General features: G+C 62.2%; 18 protein-coding genes. 10 read left to right on the forward strand and 8 right to left on the reverse strand.

Annotation, left to right across the window (positions count from 1 at the left end; genetic code table 11):
• The first annotated feature begins 46 nt into the window (after positions 1-46).
• Complete coding sequence (locus J2857_RS19760) at positions 47-1276, forward strand: flavin-dependent oxidoreductase (protein WP_210011821.1); 1230 nt, start codon at positions 47-49, stop codon at positions 1274-1276.
• A gap of 17 nt (positions 1277-1293) precedes the next feature.
• On the opposite strand, the gene J2857_RS19765 is transcribed toward J2857_RS19760, so the two are convergent.
• From J2857_RS19765 to J2857_RS19795, 7 genes are all read right to left on the reverse strand, one after another.
• Positions 1294-2736, reverse strand: a complete 1443-nt coding sequence (locus tag J2857_RS19765) for an amidohydrolase family protein (RefSeq protein ID WP_210011822.1) — start codon at positions 2734-2736, stop codon at positions 1294-1296.
• An 80-nt stretch (positions 2737-2816) separates the two neighbouring features.
• Positions 2817-3200 (reverse strand): hypothetical protein, encoded by a 384-nt coding sequence (locus J2857_RS19770; RefSeq protein WP_210011823.1) that lies wholly within the window; start codon positions 3198-3200, stop codon positions 2817-2819.
• Complete coding sequence (locus J2857_RS19775; RefSeq protein ID WP_046629636.1) at positions 3197-4057, reverse strand: extradiol ring-cleavage dioxygenase; 861 nt, start codon at positions 4055-4057, stop codon at positions 3197-3199. The genes J2857_RS19770 and J2857_RS19775 overlap by 4 nt, the downstream gene beginning before the upstream one ends.
• 39 nt (positions 4058-4096) lie before the next feature.
• Entirely contained in the window at positions 4097-5281 is a 1185-nt protein-coding gene (locus J2857_RS19780; protein ID WP_210011824.1) for a CaiB/BaiF CoA transferase family protein, read from the reverse strand.
• Positions 5282-5289: 8 nt separating this feature from the next.
• On the reverse strand, positions 5290-6102 hold the full coding sequence (locus J2857_RS19785) for a citryl-CoA lyase (protein ID WP_210011825.1): 813 nt from the start codon (positions 6100-6102) through the stop codon (positions 5290-5292).
• A 21-nt stretch (positions 6103-6123) separates the two neighbouring features.
• Positions 6124-6699 carry an NADPH-dependent FMN reductase gene (locus tag J2857_RS19790; protein WP_210011826.1) on the reverse strand — a complete coding sequence of 192 codons (576 nt, stop codon included), beginning with the start codon at positions 6697-6699 and terminating at the stop codon, positions 6124-6126.
• Between the two features lie 128 nt (positions 6700-6827).
• Positions 6828-7643, reverse strand: a complete 816-nt coding sequence (locus J2857_RS19795; RefSeq protein WP_210011827.1) for an IclR family transcriptional regulator domain-containing protein — start codon at positions 7641-7643, stop codon at positions 6828-6830.
• Positions 7644-7763: 120 nt separating this feature from the next.
• Between J2857_RS19795 and J2857_RS19800 the strand changes: the two genes are divergently transcribed.
• The 5 genes from J2857_RS19800 to J2857_RS19820 are packed head-to-tail and all read left to right on the forward strand — an operon-like array spanning position 7764 to position 12344.
• Positions 7764-9032 (forward strand): amino acid ABC transporter substrate-binding protein, encoded by a 1269-nt coding sequence (locus J2857_RS19800; protein WP_210011828.1) that lies wholly within the window; start codon positions 7764-7766, stop codon positions 9030-9032.
• Positions 9033-9084: 52 nt separating this feature from the next.
• Positions 9085-9963: a branched-chain amino acid ABC transporter permease gene (locus J2857_RS19805; protein WP_210011829.1), complete on the forward strand. Its 879-nt coding sequence runs from the start codon at positions 9085-9087 to the stop codon at positions 9961-9963.
• The gene (locus tag J2857_RS19810; RefSeq protein ID WP_210011830.1) at positions 9960-10910 is read left to right on the forward strand and encodes a branched-chain amino acid ABC transporter permease; all 951 of its coding nucleotides are present in this window, start codon (positions 9960-9962) and stop codon (positions 10908-10910) included. The genes J2857_RS19805 and J2857_RS19810 overlap by 4 nt, the downstream gene beginning before the upstream one ends.
• Positions 10907-11620, forward strand: coding sequence for an ABC transporter ATP-binding protein (locus J2857_RS19815; RefSeq protein WP_210011831.1), 714 nt, complete (start codon positions 10907-10909; stop codon positions 11618-11620). Before J2857_RS19810 ends, J2857_RS19815 begins: the two co-directional genes overlap by 4 nt.
• The gene (locus tag J2857_RS19820) at positions 11613-12344 is read left to right on the forward strand and encodes an ABC transporter ATP-binding protein (protein WP_051903803.1); all 732 of its coding nucleotides are present in this window, start codon (positions 11613-11615) and stop codon (positions 12342-12344) included. Before J2857_RS19815 ends, J2857_RS19820 begins: the two co-directional genes overlap by 8 nt.
• 55 nt (positions 12345-12399) lie before the next feature.
• Here the strand turns inward: J2857_RS19820 and J2857_RS19825 are convergent, their stop codons facing one another.
• Positions 12400-13023, reverse strand: coding sequence for a TetR/AcrR family transcriptional regulator (locus J2857_RS19825; RefSeq protein ID WP_210012428.1), 624 nt, complete (start codon positions 13021-13023; stop codon positions 12400-12402).
• Between the two features lie 264 nt (positions 13024-13287).
• On the opposite strand from J2857_RS19825, the gene J2857_RS19830 reads away from it, so the two are divergent.
• Genes J2857_RS19830 through J2857_RS19845 form a run of 4 tightly spaced genes read left to right on the forward strand, consistent with a single transcriptional unit; the run spans position 13288 to position 18294 of the window.
• Entirely contained in the window at positions 13288-14148 is an 861-nt protein-coding gene (locus J2857_RS19830) for an FAD binding domain-containing protein (protein ID WP_210011832.1), read from the forward strand.
• Positions 14145-14642: a (2Fe-2S)-binding protein gene (locus J2857_RS19835; RefSeq protein WP_210011833.1), complete on the forward strand. Its 498-nt coding sequence runs from the start codon at positions 14145-14147 to the stop codon at positions 14640-14642. Before J2857_RS19830 ends, J2857_RS19835 begins: the two co-directional genes overlap by 4 nt.
• Positions 14639-17008, forward strand: a complete 2370-nt coding sequence (locus J2857_RS19840; protein WP_210011834.1) for a xanthine dehydrogenase family protein molybdopterin-binding subunit — start codon at positions 14639-14641, stop codon at positions 17006-17008. The genes J2857_RS19835 and J2857_RS19840 overlap by 4 nt, the downstream gene beginning before the upstream one ends.
• A 35-nt stretch (positions 17009-17043) precedes the next feature.
• Complete coding sequence (locus J2857_RS19845) at positions 17044-18294, forward strand: ABC transporter substrate-binding protein (protein ID WP_210011835.1); 1251 nt, start codon at positions 17044-17046, stop codon at positions 18292-18294.
• Positions 18295-18296: the final 2 nt, after the last annotated feature.

Below are 18296 nucleotides of genomic sequence, written 5' to 3' on the forward strand. Positions count from 1 at the left end.
GGTCTGCGGTGTGGCGCGGGTCTCCAACGAGAGGAAGGAACCAGTCATGAAGGCAGTCATCGCAGGTGCCGGCATCGGCGGCTTGACGGCCGCGCTTCACCTCCACGAGGCCGGGATAGAAGTGGAGATCTTCGAACGTGCCGACGAGGTTCGCGAACTCGGAGTCGGCATCAACATGCTGCCGCATGCCGTGACAGTTCTGGCCGATCTCGGGTTGCTGCCTGGTCTCGACGCTGCAGGGATACGGACGCGGGAACTGGTTTACACCAACCGTTTCGGCCAGGTCGTATGGCAGGAACTACGCGGCCTGGATGCCGGCCAAGAGGCGCCGCAGATCAGCATCCATCGCGGCAAGCTGCTCGGCGTGGTCCACAGGGCGGTCATCGCGCGCCTCGGACCCGATGTGATCAGAACCGGTTGCCGGGTTGCCGGTTTCGAACAGACGGAAGACGGGGTCGCTGTTCATCTCGGCGGACACGACGGATGGCGCGGCACGGCACATGGGGACTTGCTGATCGGCGCCGATGGCATCCATTCCACGGTCCGGGCGCAGCTTTATCCCGATGAAGGAGCGCCGATCTGGAGCGGGATCATGTTGTGGCGCGGCGCCACGCGCTGGCCGATCTGGCGCGACGGACGGACGATGGCGATTGCCGGCGGCAATTTCGCGAAATTCGTCTATTATCCGATCGAGGTCGATCACGCGGATCCGAATATGCGGCTGACGAACTGGGCCGTGATGGCCAAGGTGGGCGAGCCGGGCACCGCGCCGGTGCGCCGCGAGGATTGGAGTCGGTCCGGTATCCCGGGCGAGGTGCTGCCCTTCGTGCGCGATCGTTTTCACCTCGATTTCGCCGATCCCGCCTCCATCATCCAGTCAACCGAGAATTTCTACGAATATCCCAATTGCGATCGGGAGCCTTTGCCCCGCTGGTCGTTCGGGCGGGTCACCCTGCTCGGGGATGCGGCCCATCCCATGTATCCGGTCGGCTCCAACGGCGCGAGCCAGTCGATCCTCGACGCCCGATGCCTTGCCGGGTATCTTCGCACACAAGATGAAATCGAGGCGGCCCTTTCCCGCTACGACGCCGAGCGCCGGCCTGCCACGTCGGAAATCATCCTGGCGAACCGCCGGGGCGGACCCGAGGGTGTGATCGACATGGTCGAGGCCCGGGCGCCCGACGGTTTCGACGACATCGACGCGGTGGCCTCGTTCGAAGAACGCCAGGCGGTGGTCCGCGGCTACGCTTTGCTCGCTCGTGGACGGAACCGGTAGGCAGGGTGGCGGATCACTCAGAACAGATCCGGCCTGATCCCGGCGGCGTCCAGCAGGAAGTCGCGGCTTGCCTCCAGTTCCGACCTCAGCCTGGCGATGTCATGACCCAGCAGCGTGCCCTGCCATTTGCGGATTTTGCCCGCGCAGAGCACCGTTGAGACGTTCGACCGTTCCATCAGCGTGACCACGGCGCCGGGGACGTGGTTCAGCGGGGCGACATTGACGGCATTCGCGTCGAGCAGGATGATGTCGGCTTCCTTGCCCGGCGTCAGTGTGCCTGTCTTGTGGTCAAGCTTCAGGCCCCGCGCCCCTTCGATCGTCGCGAAGCGGATCACGTCGATCGCCGACAACAGCTTCGGGTATTCCTCGCCGCGCAGCGCCTTGTCGTTCGCCAGCATTCGCTGCAGCGTGATCGCCGAGCGCATCTGGGTGAACATGTCGGCGGTCATGGTGCATTCCACATCCGTCGACAGGGACGGCTGAAGGCCGAGATCGAGCGCCTGTTGCAGTGGCGGATTGCCATGGCGCATCTGCATCTCGATAGGCACCGACAGCGATATATGCGAGCCGGCATCGGCGGCACACCTCCAGGCCATGTCGCTCATGCCCGTCATGTGGATGAAGATGTTGTCCGGCCCGAATTTTCCGGCCTCCGCCAGCTGGTCGAAGACCGGCCGCATGCCGAACGTGCCGACCACGTGCAGGGCGATCGGAATGCCGAGTTCCCGGCCGAGCGCCCAGGCCTCCTCATGGAACGGCAGATAGATTTCGCCGCCCATGACCATGGTCAGCAACTGGTCCTCGCTCGCAAAATGTTCGGCCTTGATGCGTCGGGCGTCGCCCGGATATTTTGCCGCATCGCCCCAGCCCTCGAAATATCCGAAGACGCCGCGCCGCCCGGCATCGCGAAGCGCCGTGATCGCCGCGTCGGAATGTTCCGGCGAATGGTGGATCTGGCTGACGTCCATGACAGTCGTCACGCCGGCATCGATCTGGGACAGGCCGCCGAACAACTCCGAAATGTAGACATCCTGCGGCCGGTAGAGGACCGAGAATTTCTGGAGCATCCACTCGTAGTAGTTGGAGGCGCTTTCCGGCCGCCCGTCATTGATCAGGATCGCGTCGGCAAGCAGGCTTCGAAGCGCCGTCTCGAACTGATGGTGGTGGGTGTCGATGAAGCCCGGCATGACGACCATGCCCGAAGCATCGATAACTGCGGCCTCCGGCGCGTTGATCGAGGCGGCGACCTCGACGATCCGCGAGCCGCGGATCAGCACGTCGCCCCTGGCAAAATTGCCGACCGCGCCGTCCATCGAAAGCACCGCACCGCCGCGGATGAGGGTGAGGCGATCGGCATCGCCGATGCCGGCGGGCATGTTGGCCGGCGCGGCGATGACCTTGCCGGAGCCGCCGCCGAGTTCCGTGGGCGCATGCGCCCGGTTGTCGCAGAATCTGCACATGCTCTTCCCCTCCCAAGGTAAGAACGATCATGCCTCCCGCAACCAAACCGGAGGCGGGATGCTTGCCTGGTGTGCGTCTGTCAGCGCGCGGCTGCTTGCCAGAGCGCGACGGTCGGATAATCCTTGCCGGTCCAGTGTTTCAGCTTTTCCGCGAACTCGCGCTGGAAGGAAAGCGGGCCGCTCTTGGCCATATAATCCTCGTCGTAGATGGCGATGAAGATCGTCAGCGACAGGAAAAAGTGGGCGCCCATCTCGAACAGTGCCACATAGTCGTGGTTGATCAGCGCGTCGCGTTCCGCATCCGTCAGCGAATTGACCGTCGAGAGCTCGGCATCGTTGAGCCGCGGACCGATCGACTGTTCCCAGCTTTCGACGAGTGCGCGCGGATTCTCCTTGTAGCGGCGAAGCAGTTCCGGGTCGCGGTCGACGGTGAAGAGGAACTTGTTCACATAATACTTGCTCATGCGGCTGCTCCTTCCGGATACCAGGTGAAGTATGCCTCCATCGTGTGAAAGAGGTCCAGATTGTCATGATAGGCGGTCGGGATCGGCCCGGCGATGCCCATCATCAGGATCAGGTCCATGAAGCCGTGGGTCGCGTTGCCGCTTTTCGTCATGCTTTCATGCGTCACATTGGCGAGGATTTCCTCGATATTGCCGGTCGACAGCCATTCGATCGCCTTGCGGTCGAATTCCGGGTCCGGCCCCGTTTCCTTGAACTGGCGCGGACCGCCAAGCTCCAGCGACAAGTGTCCGCTGCCGACGGCCGCGATGCGCTTGTCGGAGGGGAATTCGTCGATGATCTCGCGGATGGCGCGGCCGAGATCCCAGAAGCGTTTCGGCGAAGGCAGCGGCGGCGCGAAGATGTTGGTGTAGATCGGCACGACCGGCAGGTCGGCATCGGGGCGCGTGGTGATGATCGGGCAGATGATCGAGTGGTCGAGCTTCAGCTCATGGCTGAAGGCGAAGTCGAAACCGCGGTCCATCAGGCCCTGATGCATGAAGTTCGACAGTTCCTCATGGCCTTCCAGCACATATTTCGGGATTCCGAATTCGCGCTCTTCATTATAGAAGGTGGCGTCGTAGCGCGGCGCCTTGCCGATCAGGAAGGTCGGGTAGTTGTCGAGGAAGAACTGGTGGAAATGGTCGGCGCCGACCATGACCAGGATATCCGGCTTGGCGCGGGTCAGGGTCTCGCGATAGGCCTCGACCTTGCGTTTCCATTCCGCCGCCTGCGGCATCTGCTGTTCCGGCGGCATGGTTGTCGCCTTCAGGTAAAAAGGGTGGTGGGTGGTCGCGAGGACCGCTGCCAGGGTTGCCATCTTCTCCTCCGAATCTGTCCCGTCTATTAGACTGAATTTTTACCGCGGCGCAGCCGCCGTCTCCGTTTCCAGGGCCGGCCAGGCTGCCGGATCGCCTTGCAGCGCCGAGCGGATCTCGTCTCCGTGCTGGTTGACGACAGGCGCGGCCCTCACGGTCCTTGCGTGTTCCCCATCGAAGGAATAGGCGGGCCGAACCGTCTGCTCGGCGCCTTCTATACGGCCGGCGACCGGCACGAACATTTCCAGATGCTGCGCCTGGGGATCGTTCAGCACATCGGGGATCGTGTTGATCGGTGCGAAAGGCACGTCGAATTTCGAGAAACGCTCCACCCATTCCAGCCGGGTCCGGGTCGCGAAGATCGCGTTGAGCTCGGTGTTCAGCGCGTCATAATTGTCGATGCGCTTCAGCCGCTGCGAGAACCGGTCGTCTCTGGCAAGCGCCTCACCGTCGATCGCCTCGACCAGTGCATCCCAGAACTTGTCGAGCGAGGAGAGGTGGAAGGCGAACAGCTTTTCGTCCTTGCAGCGCACGATGAAGGCCTGTGCGAGGCGGGGACGATCGACGCCGCTCGGTTCTTCGCCGAGCGCGAAATAGCCCATGAACGGTTCGACCGCGAAATGCATCATCGCCTCGATCATGGAAATGTCGATACGCTTGCCCTTGCCGGTGCGGCCGCGTTCGATCAGCGCCGCCGAGATGCCGAGTGAGGCATAGATGCCAGTGATCGCGTCGGCGAGCGCCGGCCCGATGAAGCGCGGCTGTTCAGGGTCGATGGAGACGCTGAGGAAGCCGCTGACGGCCTGGGCGACGGAATCGTAGACCGGCCGCTGCGCATAGGGCCCGTCCGGGCCAAAACCGCTGATCGAGCAGTAGATCAGCTTCGGATTGATCTTCGACAGCGTCTCGTAGTCCGCACCGATACGCGCCGCAGCACCGGGCCGGAAATTCTGGATATAGACGTCAGCCTGGGCGATCAGCTGGTAGAAGATCTCGCGATCCTTCTCGCTCTTCAGGTCCAGTCCGATCGCCCGCTTGTTGCGGTTATAGGCCTGAAAATGGGCGCTGTAGAAACCGGTCTTGAAGCTGCGATAGGGATCGCCATTGCCGGCCGATTCGATCTTGATGACGTCGGCGCCGAGATCGGCGAGCATCATGCCGGCGCAGGGGCCGGTAATGAACGTGCCCTGTTCGACGATTCGGATTTGGTCCAGAGCTTTCAGCATGTCAGGTCCTAGTTCTCGTTTGCCACGAAGCCGTCGGGCGCGGGGCCGTCGTATTCGATGGCGCTGGCGGCGGCGGCAGACATGACGAAGCCGATAGGCCTCGTCTGTTCTTCGAGCAGGTGGCCGATCAGCCCGGCGGTGCGGGCCAGCAGCGGCACGCCCTTCAGGGCGAGCAGCGGATAACCCGCGTCGAGCAGCACGCAGGGGATGGCGCTTGACACGTTCATGACCAGCGGCCGGCCGATGATCTCGGGAATGAGCCTTTCGACCGTCTTGGCGATCTCGCAATGAATGCCGGCGACGCCGAGTTCGCGGGCGATCGCCAGCAGCCGCTCGGCACGCGGGTCATGCCCCTTGTGGAGAGGATGGCCGTAGCCGGGCACGGGTTTCTTCTGTTCCTTGAAGCCGCGCAGCAGCTTTTCGGCGGCCGCCTCGACTGAGCTGCCGCTCACCTCCGCTTCTTCGCGGATATCGCGAAAGAAGGCACCTGACGTCTCGGAGGCTCCGAGAATGACCGAACCGCAGCCGAGAAGCCCGGCCGCGACAGCGCCCTGAACCGCTTCCGGGGAGGCGGCGAGCGTCATCCGCGCCGCCTGCACGCTCGGCACCAGTCCATGTTCGGCAATCGCCACCAGCGTCGCGTCGAGCATGCGGCGCTGTTTTTCGTTCGGGAGAGATCCGGCGACCAGCAGCCAAGTATATTCGGTGAAGGAAATCGAGCCGATGAGATTGTCCACGAGGTCGTGGCCCCGCACGATGATCGTCTCCGGATTCGAGGTGCAGATCGCCTGGTAGGGTGCGGATTGCTTGCCGATTTTCATGCTGATGTCCTTGGAGAATGGTTAGGCTGCAGCGTTCGCCTTGTCGGCGAAGCGGCTGGCCCATCGATCGAACTGATCCATGAACTGCTGCAGGAAGAGACGGGTTTCTTCATTGGTCACTTCGCCTTCCGGGGTGATAAGGCCGGGCGGGACATGGATGAAGGCTTCCGGCAGCCCCATCACGGCAACGTCGAGGCAGCCGAGAATGGTGCGCAGGTGCTGCTGCGCCGCCGCCGTGCCGATACGGCCATAAGAAGCGCCGGTAATCGCTGCCGGCTTGCCGGCCCAGACGCTGCTGTCCCTCGGCCTCGATCCCCAATCGATGGCATTCTTCAGCATGGCCGAGATTGAGCGGTTGTGCTCCGGCGTCACGAAAAGCAGCGCATCGGCGCGTCCGATCTCGGCTTTCAGCCGGTCGACCTGCGGGGGAGTGCCTGCATCCAGAATTTCCTGGTCGAATATCGGCAGATCACGGATCGCCACCCATTCGAATTCCATGTCGGCCTTCGCGAGCTTCGTCAGAGCAAGGGCCAGCAGCCTGTTCAGCGACGCCTGCCGTGCGCTGCCGACGATGACGGCGACTTTCAATCGCGCCATGAAATACCTCCCATGCCAGTCTCAAAATTATTCGCTTGGCGAATTTATATTCGTATAATGAATTTCGATGACGCGAAGTGTCAAGCCCTGTCGCGGAGCCTTGCGAAAATTTAGGAAGGCGACGTGGATCAGCGGGTGGCGGGGTTCGCCGGCGCCAGTGAATGTACGAGGGCGGGGAAACGGCTGAACAGCTGCGAGAGCCGGTTGGCCGCAAGCCGCAGTTCCGGAAGGCGCTGCTCGACCAGTTCCTGAGGCGTCAGCCGTGGCGTGTAGCCGGAGCTGTTGATCGCACAGACGACCCGTCCGGTATTGTCCTTGACCGGGACGGCAAGTGCCGTAATGCCGTAATCGAGCTGGTCGACGGTGATCGAATAGCCCTTGGCGCGGGTCTCGACCAGGATTTCGCGGAGTTCCGATTCGTCGGTCACCGTGTAATCGGTCAGCTTTACGGGCGTATAGGCCTGGAAAAACCGATCCATCTCCTCTTCCGCAAGAGCCGCCATCAGCACCCGACCCATCGACGTCGCGTAGGCGGGATAGGTGACGCCGAGGCTTGCATTGCGCCGCACGCCGCGGCTTTCCGAAAGATGCGCGATGTAGAGTACGTTGGTCCCGTCGAGCACGGCCATGTTGGCGGCGTCGCCGAACAGCGAGGTGATCCGGTGCAATTCCGGAGTGACCGCTTCTTCGACATTGAAGGCGTTCAGGTAGGCGGACCCCAGCGTGAGGATGCGGGGCGCGAGGAGAAAATGCTTGTTGTGCCGGCGGATGAAGCCGAGCGCCTCGAGCGTCAGGATATTGCGCCGCACGGTGGCGATCGACATGCCGACCTTGCGGGAAAGCTCGGCAAGCGTCATTTCCGGGTCCTTGGCGTCAAAGGCCTCCAGAACCGACAATCCCCGTGCCAGCGCCTCGACGAATTCGGGCGAATTGCTGTCAATCATCGGAATTTCTCCTGCTGCTCGGCATTTCGTTCGCACACGGGATTGACAAGCGCAAGACCTGCCGCCTATCGTTATGCGAATATTTATTCGTCTAGCGAATTTTCTTGGGAGGGAAAAGCTATGAAGACAAGGCGTCAGTTTCACAAGCTCGTGGCCGCCACGGCTGCGGGTCTTGCCGCTCCTGCAATCCTGGGGAGCAAGGTTTTTGCGCAGGACAAGCCGATCCGGGTCGGCGCCAGCGTATCGCTCACCGGCCCGCTTGCCAGCACCAAGAACGGCCTGATCGGTTACGAACTCTGGCGCGACGATGTGAACGCGGCAGGCGGTCTTCTCGGCCGCAAGGTCGAACTGGTCATGTACGATGACCAGAGCAGTGCCGCCAACGTGCCGGCGATCTATTCGAAGCTCGTTGACGTCGACGCCTGCGACGTCCTGTTTTCACCCTACGGCGCCAATCTTTCGGCGCCCGTCATGCCCTTCATCAAGCAGCGAGACCTGTTCATGATCGGCATGTTCGGCCTTGCCGGCAACGATGTCGCCAAGCACGACAAGTTCTTCCACAGCGGCCCCTGGGGGCCGAATTCCGGCCGCGACTGGGCCCGCGGTTTCTTCGACCTCGCCAAGGCGCAAGGGGTCAAGAAGATCGCCATCATCAACGCGGACCTGGAATTCTCCAAGAACGCAGCGAAGGGCGGTGCGGAAGTCGCCAAGGAATACGGCATGGAGATCGTGTTCAACCAGAGCTACCCGCCGAACACCTCCGACTTCTCCTCGATGATCCGCAACATCAATGCCGGCGATCCGGAAGCGATCTTCATCGCCTCCTACCCGGCCGACAGCACCGCGATCATCCGCGGCGTCAAGGAAATCGGCATTTCCGACAAGGTGAAGATTTTTGGCGGCGCCATGATCGGCCCGCAATACGGCGCACTTTTGAGCTCGCTCGGCCCGGAACTCAACGGCCTCGTCAACTCGCATACCTTCGTTCCCGAGCCTTCCATGCAGACCCCGGCGATCAAGGGCTTCTTCGACCGCTATACGCCGATCGCCGTCAAGCAGGGCGTCGATCCGCTCGGTTATTACATTCCGCCCTTCTATTATGTCGCCGGCCAGCTGGCGGCGGCTGCGATCATCGGTTCGAAATCGGTCGATCCGGCCAAGATGGCGGCCTTCCTGCATGCCAACAGCGTCGATACGATCGCCGGCAAGATCGCCTTCAACGAGATCGGCGACTGGAAGGAACGCCGGGTCCTGATGGTGCAGTTGCGCGGCATCAAAGGCAACGATCTCGAACAGTTCCGCAATCCGGGCCACCAGGTCATCCTCGACCCGCCATCCCTGAAGACAGGCGATCTCGCCGGACCCTATAACAAGGCGCGCGCCAGCTAATCCCTCAACCGATCCAGAGAGCCGGCGAGATGCCGGCTCAAGGACCCTGTACATGCTATCGATCGACATTCTGCTGAACGCCATCGTGACGGGCATTCTGCTGGGCAGCGTCTATGCATCGCTCGCCCTCGGGCTCGGGATCACCTTCGGCATTCTCCATATCCCCAATATCGCCCACCCGACGCTCGTCGTCGCCGGCGCCTTCTTCGTCTACACGCTTGCCCAATGGGGCTTCGACCCGATCATCGCGGCGGTGATCGGCCTCGTCCCCTTCTATCTTCTCGGGGTCGCGCTCTACGCCTTCTACTCGACCGTCTTCGAGCGCAAGGGCGGTGCCAATGTGCTGCAGAGCCTGACGTTGTTCTTCGGCCTGTCGCTGGTAATCGAGATCCTGTTGTCGCTCGGCTTTGGCTCCGAGCTCAAGTCCGTCAGCGTTTCCTATATCGGCTCGAGCCTCAAGCTCGGTGTTCTCACCGTTCCCTACCGGCTGCTGATCCCGGCACTTCTCGCCCCCGTGACGATCGCTGCCGTGTGGCTCTACTTGAGCCGTACCAATTCCGGCACCGCGATCCGTGCGGTCGCGCACGAGGAGCGGGCGCTGTCGATCGCCGGCCTCAACCCGGCCTCCGTCAAGCGTCACGCTTTCGGCATCGCCACCGCGACCGCCGTCATCGCCGGAGCCGCCCTGATCATGGTCGGCCCAATCGAACCTTTTGCCGGGCGCTACCAGATCGGCCGCGTCTTCGCGATCGTGGTTCTCGCCGGCATGGGGTCCATTCCCGGCAGCCTGGTGATCGCTATCATCATCGGCATCGCCGAGGCGCTCGTCTCCAGCTACCTCAATCCCTCCTGGTCTCCCGGTGTCGCCTTCGCAATCCTGCTGCTGGGCCTAGCATTGCGCCCGCAGGGCCTGTTCGGAGCTGCGCGATGAAAAAGAGTTCCCTTCTCTTCCTGGCGGGCGTCATCATCGTCCTTGCGCTCGGCTTCCTGATGCCGTGGCTGCTCAGGAATCCGTTCTATTTCTTCGCCGGCTATGTGGTCCTTCAATATGTGACGATCGCCACCGGCTGGAACATCCTCGGCGGTTATGCCGGCTATATCAATTTCGGCGCGGCCGGCTTTTTCGGCGCCGGCGTCTATCTATCGGCATTCCTGTTCACCACATTCGGCCTGCCGCTGCCGCTCTGTATCCTCGCCTCGGGGGTCTTTGGCGCCATTCTCGGCGTGCTGATGGGATATCTGACATTGCGCATCCAGGGCGTCTATTTCGCCATCGCGACGCTCGGTCTGGTCGTCGTTCTCGAAACCATCGTGCACAATATCTCCGGGCTCGGCGGAGCGAGCGGCATGGCTGTCTACGGTCCTCGGCCTCCCGCTTGGAGTCCGGGGCCATCGCAATTCAATTTCACCGTCATGCTGGTGATCGCGGTCGCCAGCGTTGCGCTCGCCCGCTGGGTGGAAATCTCCTGGATCGGCCGTGGCCTAAGGGCCGTGCGGGCAAGCGAGGACGCCGCTGAATGTTCCGGCGTGCCGACGCTTCGGCTCAAGCTGGTCGCGTGCGCCCTGAGCGGCGCGGTGCTTGCCGCAGCCGGCGCGCCCTATCCGTTCTATACGTCCTTCGTCGAACCGGTCACGGCCTTCAGCCTGGTCATCGGTCTGAACGCAATCGCCATGCCGCTGATCGGCGGCACCCGAACCTGGGTCGGGCCGGTAATCGGCGCTCTTCTGCTCGCTTCGGTGCAGCAGATCGCCACCGTCACCATATCCTCCGAGCTCAACATTCTCTTCGTCGGCGCGGTGCTGATCGCCTTCGTGGCCTTTGCTCCGGGCGGGATTTCCGATCTCTTCGGCCGCAATAAAGGGAGGGCCAGATCGTGACGGAACCGGTTCTCTCCCTCAAGGGCGTCGAAAAACTGTTCGGATCGTTCCGCGCGCTCGGTCCCGTCGATCTTGCTGTCGGCGCCGGCGAACGGCTCGGCATCATCGGTCCGAACGGTTCCGGCAAGACGACGCTGATCAACTGCATCACCGGCGTCTACCAGCCGGATAAGGGATCGGTCCATTTCGAGGGCCGGGACATTTCGCATCTTCAAGCCCACAAGCGCGCCCGGATGGGCATTGCGCGCAGTTTCCAGATCCCGCGGCCATTCACCGGCATGACCGTGCTCGAGAACCTCCTCGTTCCACTGGATTATTGCGCCGTCGAGGGAAGCAAGGACGAGCGGGCGAGGTCGGTGCTTGCGAGCGTAGGGCTGTCGGCCCGCATCTCCGATCCGTCCGAAAAGCTGACCCAGCTCGAATTGCGCAAGCTGGAGCTGGCGCGCGCTCTCGTCGGAAATCCTAAGGTCCTGATCGCGGACGAGGCGATGGCGGGCTTGTCAGAAGAGGAGATCGACGAGGTCCTGGCGATCCTTTTCGCGCTCAACCGGTCAGGCGTCGCGGTGATCATGATCGAACACATCATGCATGCGGTGATGCGCTTCTCGGAACGGGTTGTCTGCTTCGAGACCGGCCGGCTGATCGCATCCGGCTCGTCGTCCGAGATCGCCGAAAATCCGCTCGTTCAGAAGGTGTATTTCGGTGAATAGGCTGATTATTGAAAACCTGTCGGCCGGTTACGGCGCCGTCTCGGTCCTGCGAAAGGTCTCGCTGGAACTGAACGAAAGCGAGATGGTCGCGCTGCTCGGCATGAACGGCAACGGCAAGAGCACGCTGCTCAACTGCATCCTTGGTTTCGTGCGGGCAAGCGCGGGTCGGATCGTGCTCGAATGGAACGGCAAGAACACCGACCTCACGAAACTTCAACCGCACGAGATCGTTCGCCTCGGCCTGTCGATCGTCCCGGAAGGCCGCCGCCTCGTGCCGAACATCTCGGTCGAAGACAATCTCAAGCTCGCGGGCAGCAATCCCCTGGTCCGCGACCGAATGAAGCAGAACCTTGCCTACTGTTTCGAAACCTTTCCGCTCCTTCTGGAGCGCCGCCGCCAGATCGCTTCGACCATGAGCGGCGGCCAGCAGCAACTGCTGGCGATCGCCCGTTCGCTGATGACGGCGCCGAAGATCATCATCATCGACGAACCGTCGGTGGGCCTGGCGCCGATCGTCGTGCGCGACGTGCTGAATGCCATCACCCAACTGCGCGAGAAGAGCAACATGACGATCCTGATGGCGGAGCAGAGCTTCTTCCAGGCGATCGACGTGTCGTCGCGCGCTTATGTGCTGGCCCATGGCAGCATTCAACGGGAGTTCAAGCGTTCGGACGGCGAGATCGCTCATGACGAGATCCGCCGCGCCATGCTCGGCGCACATTAGGGGGCACGACGGAACCGCTGAGATCAGGGGTCGGAGCGGTTCAGGCGAATGCGCGCTAGGGTTTCGGTCGGACGATCGCCTTTGCGATTGCGGGGCCACCGAGCATGAAGCTTCTGACGCCGTCGCGGACGATGTCGTCCAGCGATTCCGGGGTGGGCGTCGCATATACGAACCGGCGGATCGCCAGATAGAAGATGCGGCCGTGGAGACCCCAGAACAATTCGGTCTCCCGCTCGGAAAGCGGCGCCTCGTCAAGGCCGGGCAGGCCCAGTTCGTGGCGGAGTTCCAGGCAGGCAGGCTCGACGATCTGCCGGCGGACGATGTCGAGATAACGCGTCGTGATGTCGAAGGTCTTCAGGCCGGAGAAGACGAAGATCCGGACCCAGTCGTAGTGGAAGACACGCTCCACATATCGCAAATAGAATTCCGTCAGCCGGCTTTCCAGCGATCGGCCCCGATCGACGATGAGGTCAGCCCAGCTATCGTCCCAGCGGCTGAGATAGACATGTTCGTAGACCCGCTCGATCAAGGCTTCCTTACTGGGAAAATGCCGGTAGATCGCTGAATGGGTGATGCCGATGCGCTTGGCGAGTTCGCGGGTCTGGCCCTCGAAGCCGTGCTCGGCGAAGAAGCGGACGGCTTCTTGCAGGATGAACTGTTCGCGCTCGTTCGCCCGCATGTATTGCTTGGGACGCCGCGGTTTTTCTCCGCCACCTTCGCGCTCAAGGCTCTTCTGCTGATCCGTCATGCCTGCCCTGATCTGTCATGCCTGTCACCGAGTCACCGGCAACCCATTTCGCATAGCGATACCGCGACCGGCGTTTGAGACCAAGTGGTAATTTTATTTGAGACCAGTTGGTTATTTTCCTTGACCATCGGATTAAGCTGCGAAATATTGTAACCAAGTGGTCACAAAACCGGAGGGCCACGTTGGGAGGAGCCGGTGAAGGCGAGAGCTTTCGATTACATGCGCCCAAAATGCGTGCAGGAAGCATTGGAAGCTTTCGTGAGCGCGGATGGTGATGCGAGCTATATTGCGGGAGGGCAGAGCCTCGTCCCGGCGCTCGCGCTTCGGCTGCAAGCCCCCGGCCTTCTCATCGATATCGCTCGGCTGGACGAACTGCGCGGCCTTTCCATCGCCGACGGTCATCTGCGCATCGGCGCAACCACCCGCCACTGCGAAATTCTCGGCTCAGATCTCGTGCGGGAACATGCGCCGTTGCTTGCGAAGGCGGCTCCCTTCGTGGCGCACCCGGCGATCCGCAACAAGGGCACATTCGGCGGCAGTCTGGCACTTGCCGATCCCGCATCGGAATTTCCCGCCATGACGCTTGCGCTTGATGCGATCATTGAAATTGCCTCCGTTGAAGGCAGCCGCCGCGTCGGCGCCGGGGATTTCTTCATCGATCTCTATGAAACGGCGCTTCAACCCGGCGAGCTCATCACCGCGGTATACGTATCCCTGGCTACCGCGAAGACCCGGACAGCCTTCGACGAATTGGCCCGCAGGCGCGGCGATTATGCGATCGTCGGCGCAGGCATCGATGCGGAGATGCAGGGCGATTTTGTCGAACGCATGCGGATCGCGTTCCTTTCGGTTGGCTCGACGCCGGTCAGGGTGGGTGCGGTCGAAGCCGCGCTGACCGGGCGGCAGTTGACGCCCCAGGCGATCCGGCAGGCACAGGATGTACTCGGCACGGAGCTTGATCCGGTCGGTGACGAGCACACGCCTCCAGAGATGCGCAGGCATCTTGCAAGGGTGCTGCTCGGAAGGCTGCTCGGTCGACTGGAGGCGAACGTATGAGCGGCAAGGTGGCGATTTCGCTGGCCGTGAACGGCGAGACAATCGAGGCGCTGGTTGCACCGCGCACCACGCTCGCCGATTTCCTGCGGCAGGATATCCAGCTCACCGGCACTCATACGGGTTGCGAAATGGGTGTCTGCGGCGCCTGCCTGGTCTTGCTGGACGACCGGCCGGTGCATGCCTGCCTGATGTTTGCGGTGCAGGCCGATGGCTGCGCCGTCGAGACGGTCGAAGGCCTGACTCATCGCCGAGCGATCGACGACCTTCAGAAGGCGTTTCATGAGCGCAATGCATTGCAATGTGGTTTCTGCACTCCGGGCATGCTGGTGAGCGCCTACGGGATTCTGGCTTCTGGGGATGAGCCCGATCGCGACGGCATCCGTGACGCGCTCTCCGGAAACTACTGTCGCTGTACCGGTTACGAATCGATTGTCGATGCAATCGAAACGACGGCGAGACAGCGCCGGCAGCAGATGGCGGAGGACAAGGCATGAACGCGTTCGCCGGCTCCATCGACAGGCCTAGCTCCTATATCGGCCGCTCGGTATCGCGACCGAATGCAAAGCGTCTACTCGAAGGCAGGGGGCGGTACGTGACCGATCTCGTGCTGCCGCGCATGCTGCATGCGGCTTTCGTCCGCAGCCCTTATGCGCATGGAAAAATTGTTTCGATCGATATCGAGGAGGCAAAGGCCCTCTCCGGTGTTTGCGCGGTCTTCACGGGTGAGGACCTGGCATCGATCTGCGCGCCGTGGACCGGAACACTCGGACATTTCAGCAATATGAAGTCTCTGCCGCAAGTGCCGCTACCTCTTGGGAAGGTGATGTGGTCAGGGCAGCCGGTCGTTCTCATCGTCGCCGACAGCAGGGCAATCGCCGAGGATGCCGCCGAGCTGGTGATCGTCGATATCGAGGAGCTTCCGGCGCTGGCGGACCCGGTCCAGGCCATGTCTGCCGCGGCGATGTCGCAAGAACTCGGCGACAATATCTGCTTTGCCACGAAACTCGACAGCGGCGGCGTCGAGGAGGCGCTCGATGCAGCGGACACGACGGTCGAGCAGAGCTTCGTTTTCGGCCGGCACACGGCAGTGACACTCGAACCGCGCGCGATCGTTGCCGACTACGATCCGAGCGAGAACCGGCTGACTGCCCACCACGCGACCCAGACACCCTATCAGTTCCAGGATATCTATTCCCGCCACTACGACATTCCGGAAGCCAATGTCCGCGTCATCGCGCCGGATATCGGCGGTTCGTTCGGAATGAAGCTGCATGTCTATCATGAGGAGATGGCGGTCGTCGGCGCGTCGATCCTGCTCGGTCGCCCCATCAAATACGTCGCCGACCGGATGGAATCCTTCGTTTCGGATATTCATGCCCGCGACCACCGGGTAACCGGGCGTCTTGCCCTCGACCGGGACGGCCGCATCACCGCTATGGACGTGGACGACGTAACCGCGATCGGCGCCTTTTCGAGCTACCCGCGCACCAGCGCGGTCGAGGGAAACCAGGTCATCCGCCTGATGGGCGCCCCTTATGACTTCTCTTCCTATCGCGCCAATCTTTCGGTCGTGTTCCAGAACAAGGTGCAGACCAGCCAGTATCGCGCCGTCGGGCACCCGATTGCCTGCGCGGTGACGGAATGCCTGGTCGATGCCGCGGCGCGCGAGCTCAGCCTCGATCCGTTTGAAATCCGCGAACGCAATCTCATTCCGGACAGCAGCTATCCCCGCACATCGCCGACCGGGTACCAGTTCGAAAAGCTCTCCCACCAGGTCTGTCTCGCGCGGCTGAAGTCGATTATGAATTATGACGCTCTTCGTGCGGAGCAGGCAGGTCTGCGGCAGAAAGGTATCCTGCGCGGCATCGGTATCGCCCTTTTCGTGGAGATCACCAACCCGAGCCCGGCTTTTTATGGTGTGGGCGGCGCGCGGATTTCCGCGCAGGACGGAGCCATCCTCAAGCTCACGCCGTCCGGTGAGGTGCATTGCTCGATTTCCGTGACCGAACAGGGGCAGGGGACGGAGACCATCATCGGTCAGATCGTCGCGGACCAGCTCGGCATCGATCGTGAAAAAGTGCGGGTGATGACCGGCGACACGGATACGACACCCCACGGCGGCGCCACCTGGGCCTGCCGTGGGGCGGGCATCGGCGGCGAAACGGCGCTGCAGGCGGCACGCAAGCTGAAGGCAAATCTGCTCGCCGTTGCAGGCCTCATCCTGCAGGCGCAACCGGGCGAGCTTGATATCCGCGCGGATTGGATCGTCGAGACGGTTACGGGCCAGCAGCGCATCAGCTTGGCGGAGGTCGCGCGCATTGCCTTCTTCCGATCGGACACGCTGCCGCCCGAAACTCAGGCGCAGCTTTCCGTCGTGCATCACTATGCGCCGCAGGGTTATCCGTTCGCGTTCACGAACGGGGCCCAGGGTTGCCTGGTGGAAGTGGATGCGGAGACCGGTTTCGTGAAGATCCTCAAGCATTGGGTGGTCGAGGATTGCGGCCGCATCATCAATCCGCTGCTGGTGGACGAACAGGTGCGAGGCGGCGTGGTGCAGGGACTGGGCGCGGCCTTTTTCGAGGAATGCCTCTACAACGAGGAAGGCCAGCTTACCAACGGTTCGCTAGCCGACTACCTCGTGCCGATGGCCTGCGAGATGCCCGATATAGAGATTTCCCACGTCGAAACGCCGACCCGGGACACCGAACTCGGTGCAAAGGGCTGCGGCGAAGCAGGGACGGCGGCGGCTTCCGCTGCCGCGATGAATGCCGTCAACGATGCGCTTGCGGGTCACGGCGCGGTGCTGACGCAGATACCGATGACGCCGACGCGCATATTGAAGGCGCTCGGCACGATCTGAACGCAGGAACGATCCGATGTCAGGAGGAGGACAGGATGACAAACGGAATTGAGACGCTGGCTTCAAGGCCGATCGGCCGCCGTGCAGCCCTTATCGGGTTGGCCGGTGTGGCCGGAACACTTTCGATGCCATGGATAGCGCGGGCGCAGGCGGAAACCATCCGCATCGGCTTTCCGACGCCTTTGACCGGCCCGTTCGCAGCCGAGGCCAACGACCAGGTGCGGAGCGCCCAGCTTGCCGTAAAGCTCGCCAACGACAAGGGCGGGATCGCCGGCCGCAAGGTCGAGCTCCTGGTGCGCGATGACAAGCTGAATGCCGGCGAAGCCGCCACCCGCACGCTCGAACTGATCGAAAAGGACAAGGTCCATGCCGTGGTCGGCGCACTTTCGAGCGCCGTGCAGCTTGCGGTCAACGAGGTGACCCGTGCCCGCAGCATGCTGTATATCTCGATCAGCCAGTCGGACACCATCAACGAGATCAAGGATTTCAGCCCCTACACGTTCCATGAGGCGCTGAATCCGACGATGACGACCGCGGTTGTCGCCAGGCACAGTTTCAAGAAGGGTTCGAAGGTCGCCTATCTTGTCGCCGACTATGCCTACGGTCACGAGATGCTGCGCGGTTTCAAGCGGGCGGCCAAGGAAATCGGTGCGCAAACAGTCAGCGAAATCCTGCACCCGTTCGGCGCGGCGGACTATTCGACCTTCATCCCGACCATCCTGTCGTCGGGCGCTGACATTCTCTGCATCTGCAATTTCGGCCGCGACCAGGCCAATTCCATCAAGCAGGCGGTGGATTTCGGCGTGAAGGACCAGATGAAGATCGTCGTGCCGGTGCTGCTGCACAACCAGCGGCTTGCGGTCGATCCCGAAGTCTTCGAAGGTGTCACCGGCGGCGCGAACTATTACTGGGGCCTGGAAGAAACGATGCCTTCCGCAAAGGCGTTCAACGACGCCTTCAGAGCCATGTACAAGGGCACGATCCCGACCGACTATGGAGCCTACGGCTATACCGGCGTCGCTTCCCTGTTGATAGCCATCGAAAAGGCGGGCGGGACGGAGCCACAGAAGGTCATCGCGGCTCTGGAAGCGCTGAAATATGATATCGCCAAGGGAGAGCAGTCCTACCGCAAGTGCGACCACCAGTCGATGCAGTCGGTACTCGTCCTGGAATCAAAGGCGAAAAAGGCGATGAAATCGGATGCCGATCTCTTCAAGATCGTCGCCGCGGAACCTGCGTCGGAGAGCGTGTTGCGAACCTGCTCCGAACTCGGCTTCAAGAGCTGATA

The sequence above is a fragment of the Neorhizobium galegae genome (assembly GCF_017877055.1).
In the GTDB taxonomy this organism is placed as follows: Bacteria; Pseudomonadota; Alphaproteobacteria; order Rhizobiales; family Rhizobiaceae; genus Neorhizobium; species Neorhizobium galegae_D.

Bases quoted from the DNA above. Each gene is read 5' to 3' on its own strand.
- J2857_RS19760 (WP_210011821.1), top strand. From the start codon at position 47: ATGAAGGCAGTCATCGCAGGTGCCGGCATCGGCGGCTTGACGGCCGCG.
- J2857_RS19765 (WP_210011822.1), bottom strand. From the start codon at position 2,736: ATGTGCAGATTCTGCGACAACCGGGCGCATGCGCCCACGGAACTCGGC.
- J2857_RS19770 (WP_210011823.1), bottom strand. From the start codon at position 3,200: ATGAGCAAGTATTATGTGAACAAGTTCCTCTTCACCGTCGACCGCGAC.
- J2857_RS19775 (WP_046629636.1), bottom strand. From the start codon at position 4,057: ATGGCAACCCTGGCAGCGGTCCTCGCGACCACCCACCACCCTTTTTAC.
- J2857_RS19780 (WP_210011824.1), bottom strand. From the start codon at position 5,281: ATGCTGAAAGCTCTGGACCAAATCCGAATCGTCGAACAGGGCACGTTC.
- J2857_RS19785 (WP_210011825.1), bottom strand. From the start codon at position 6,102: ATGAAAATCGGCAAGCAATCCGCACCCTACCAGGCGATCTGCACCTCG.
- J2857_RS19790 (WP_210011826.1), bottom strand. From the start codon at position 6,699: ATGGCGCGATTGAAAGTCGCCGTCATCGTCGGCAGCGCACGGCAGGCG.
- J2857_RS19795 (WP_210011827.1), bottom strand. From the start codon at position 7,643: ATGATTGACAGCAATTCGCCCGAATTCGTCGAGGCGCTGGCACGGGGA.
- J2857_RS19800 (WP_210011828.1), top strand. From the start codon at position 7,764: ATGAAGACAAGGCGTCAGTTTCACAAGCTCGTGGCCGCCACGGCTGCG.
- J2857_RS19805 (WP_210011829.1), top strand. From the start codon at position 9,085: ATGCTATCGATCGACATTCTGCTGAACGCCATCGTGACGGGCATTCTG.
- J2857_RS19810 (WP_210011830.1), top strand. From the start codon at position 9,960: ATGAAAAAGAGTTCCCTTCTCTTCCTGGCGGGCGTCATCATCGTCCTT.
- J2857_RS19825 (WP_210012428.1), bottom strand. From the start codon at position 13,023: ATGCGGGCGAACGAGCGCGAACAGTTCATCCTGCAAGAAGCCGTCCGC.
- J2857_RS19835 (WP_210011833.1), top strand. From the start codon at position 14,145: ATGAGCGGCAAGGTGGCGATTTCGCTGGCCGTGAACGGCGAGACAATC.
- J2857_RS19840 (WP_210011834.1), top strand. From the start codon at position 14,639: ATGAACGCGTTCGCCGGCTCCATCGACAGGCCTAGCTCCTATATCGGC.
- J2857_RS19845 (WP_210011835.1), top strand. From the start codon at position 17,044: ATGACAAACGGAATTGAGACGCTGGCTTCAAGGCCGATCGGCCGCCGT.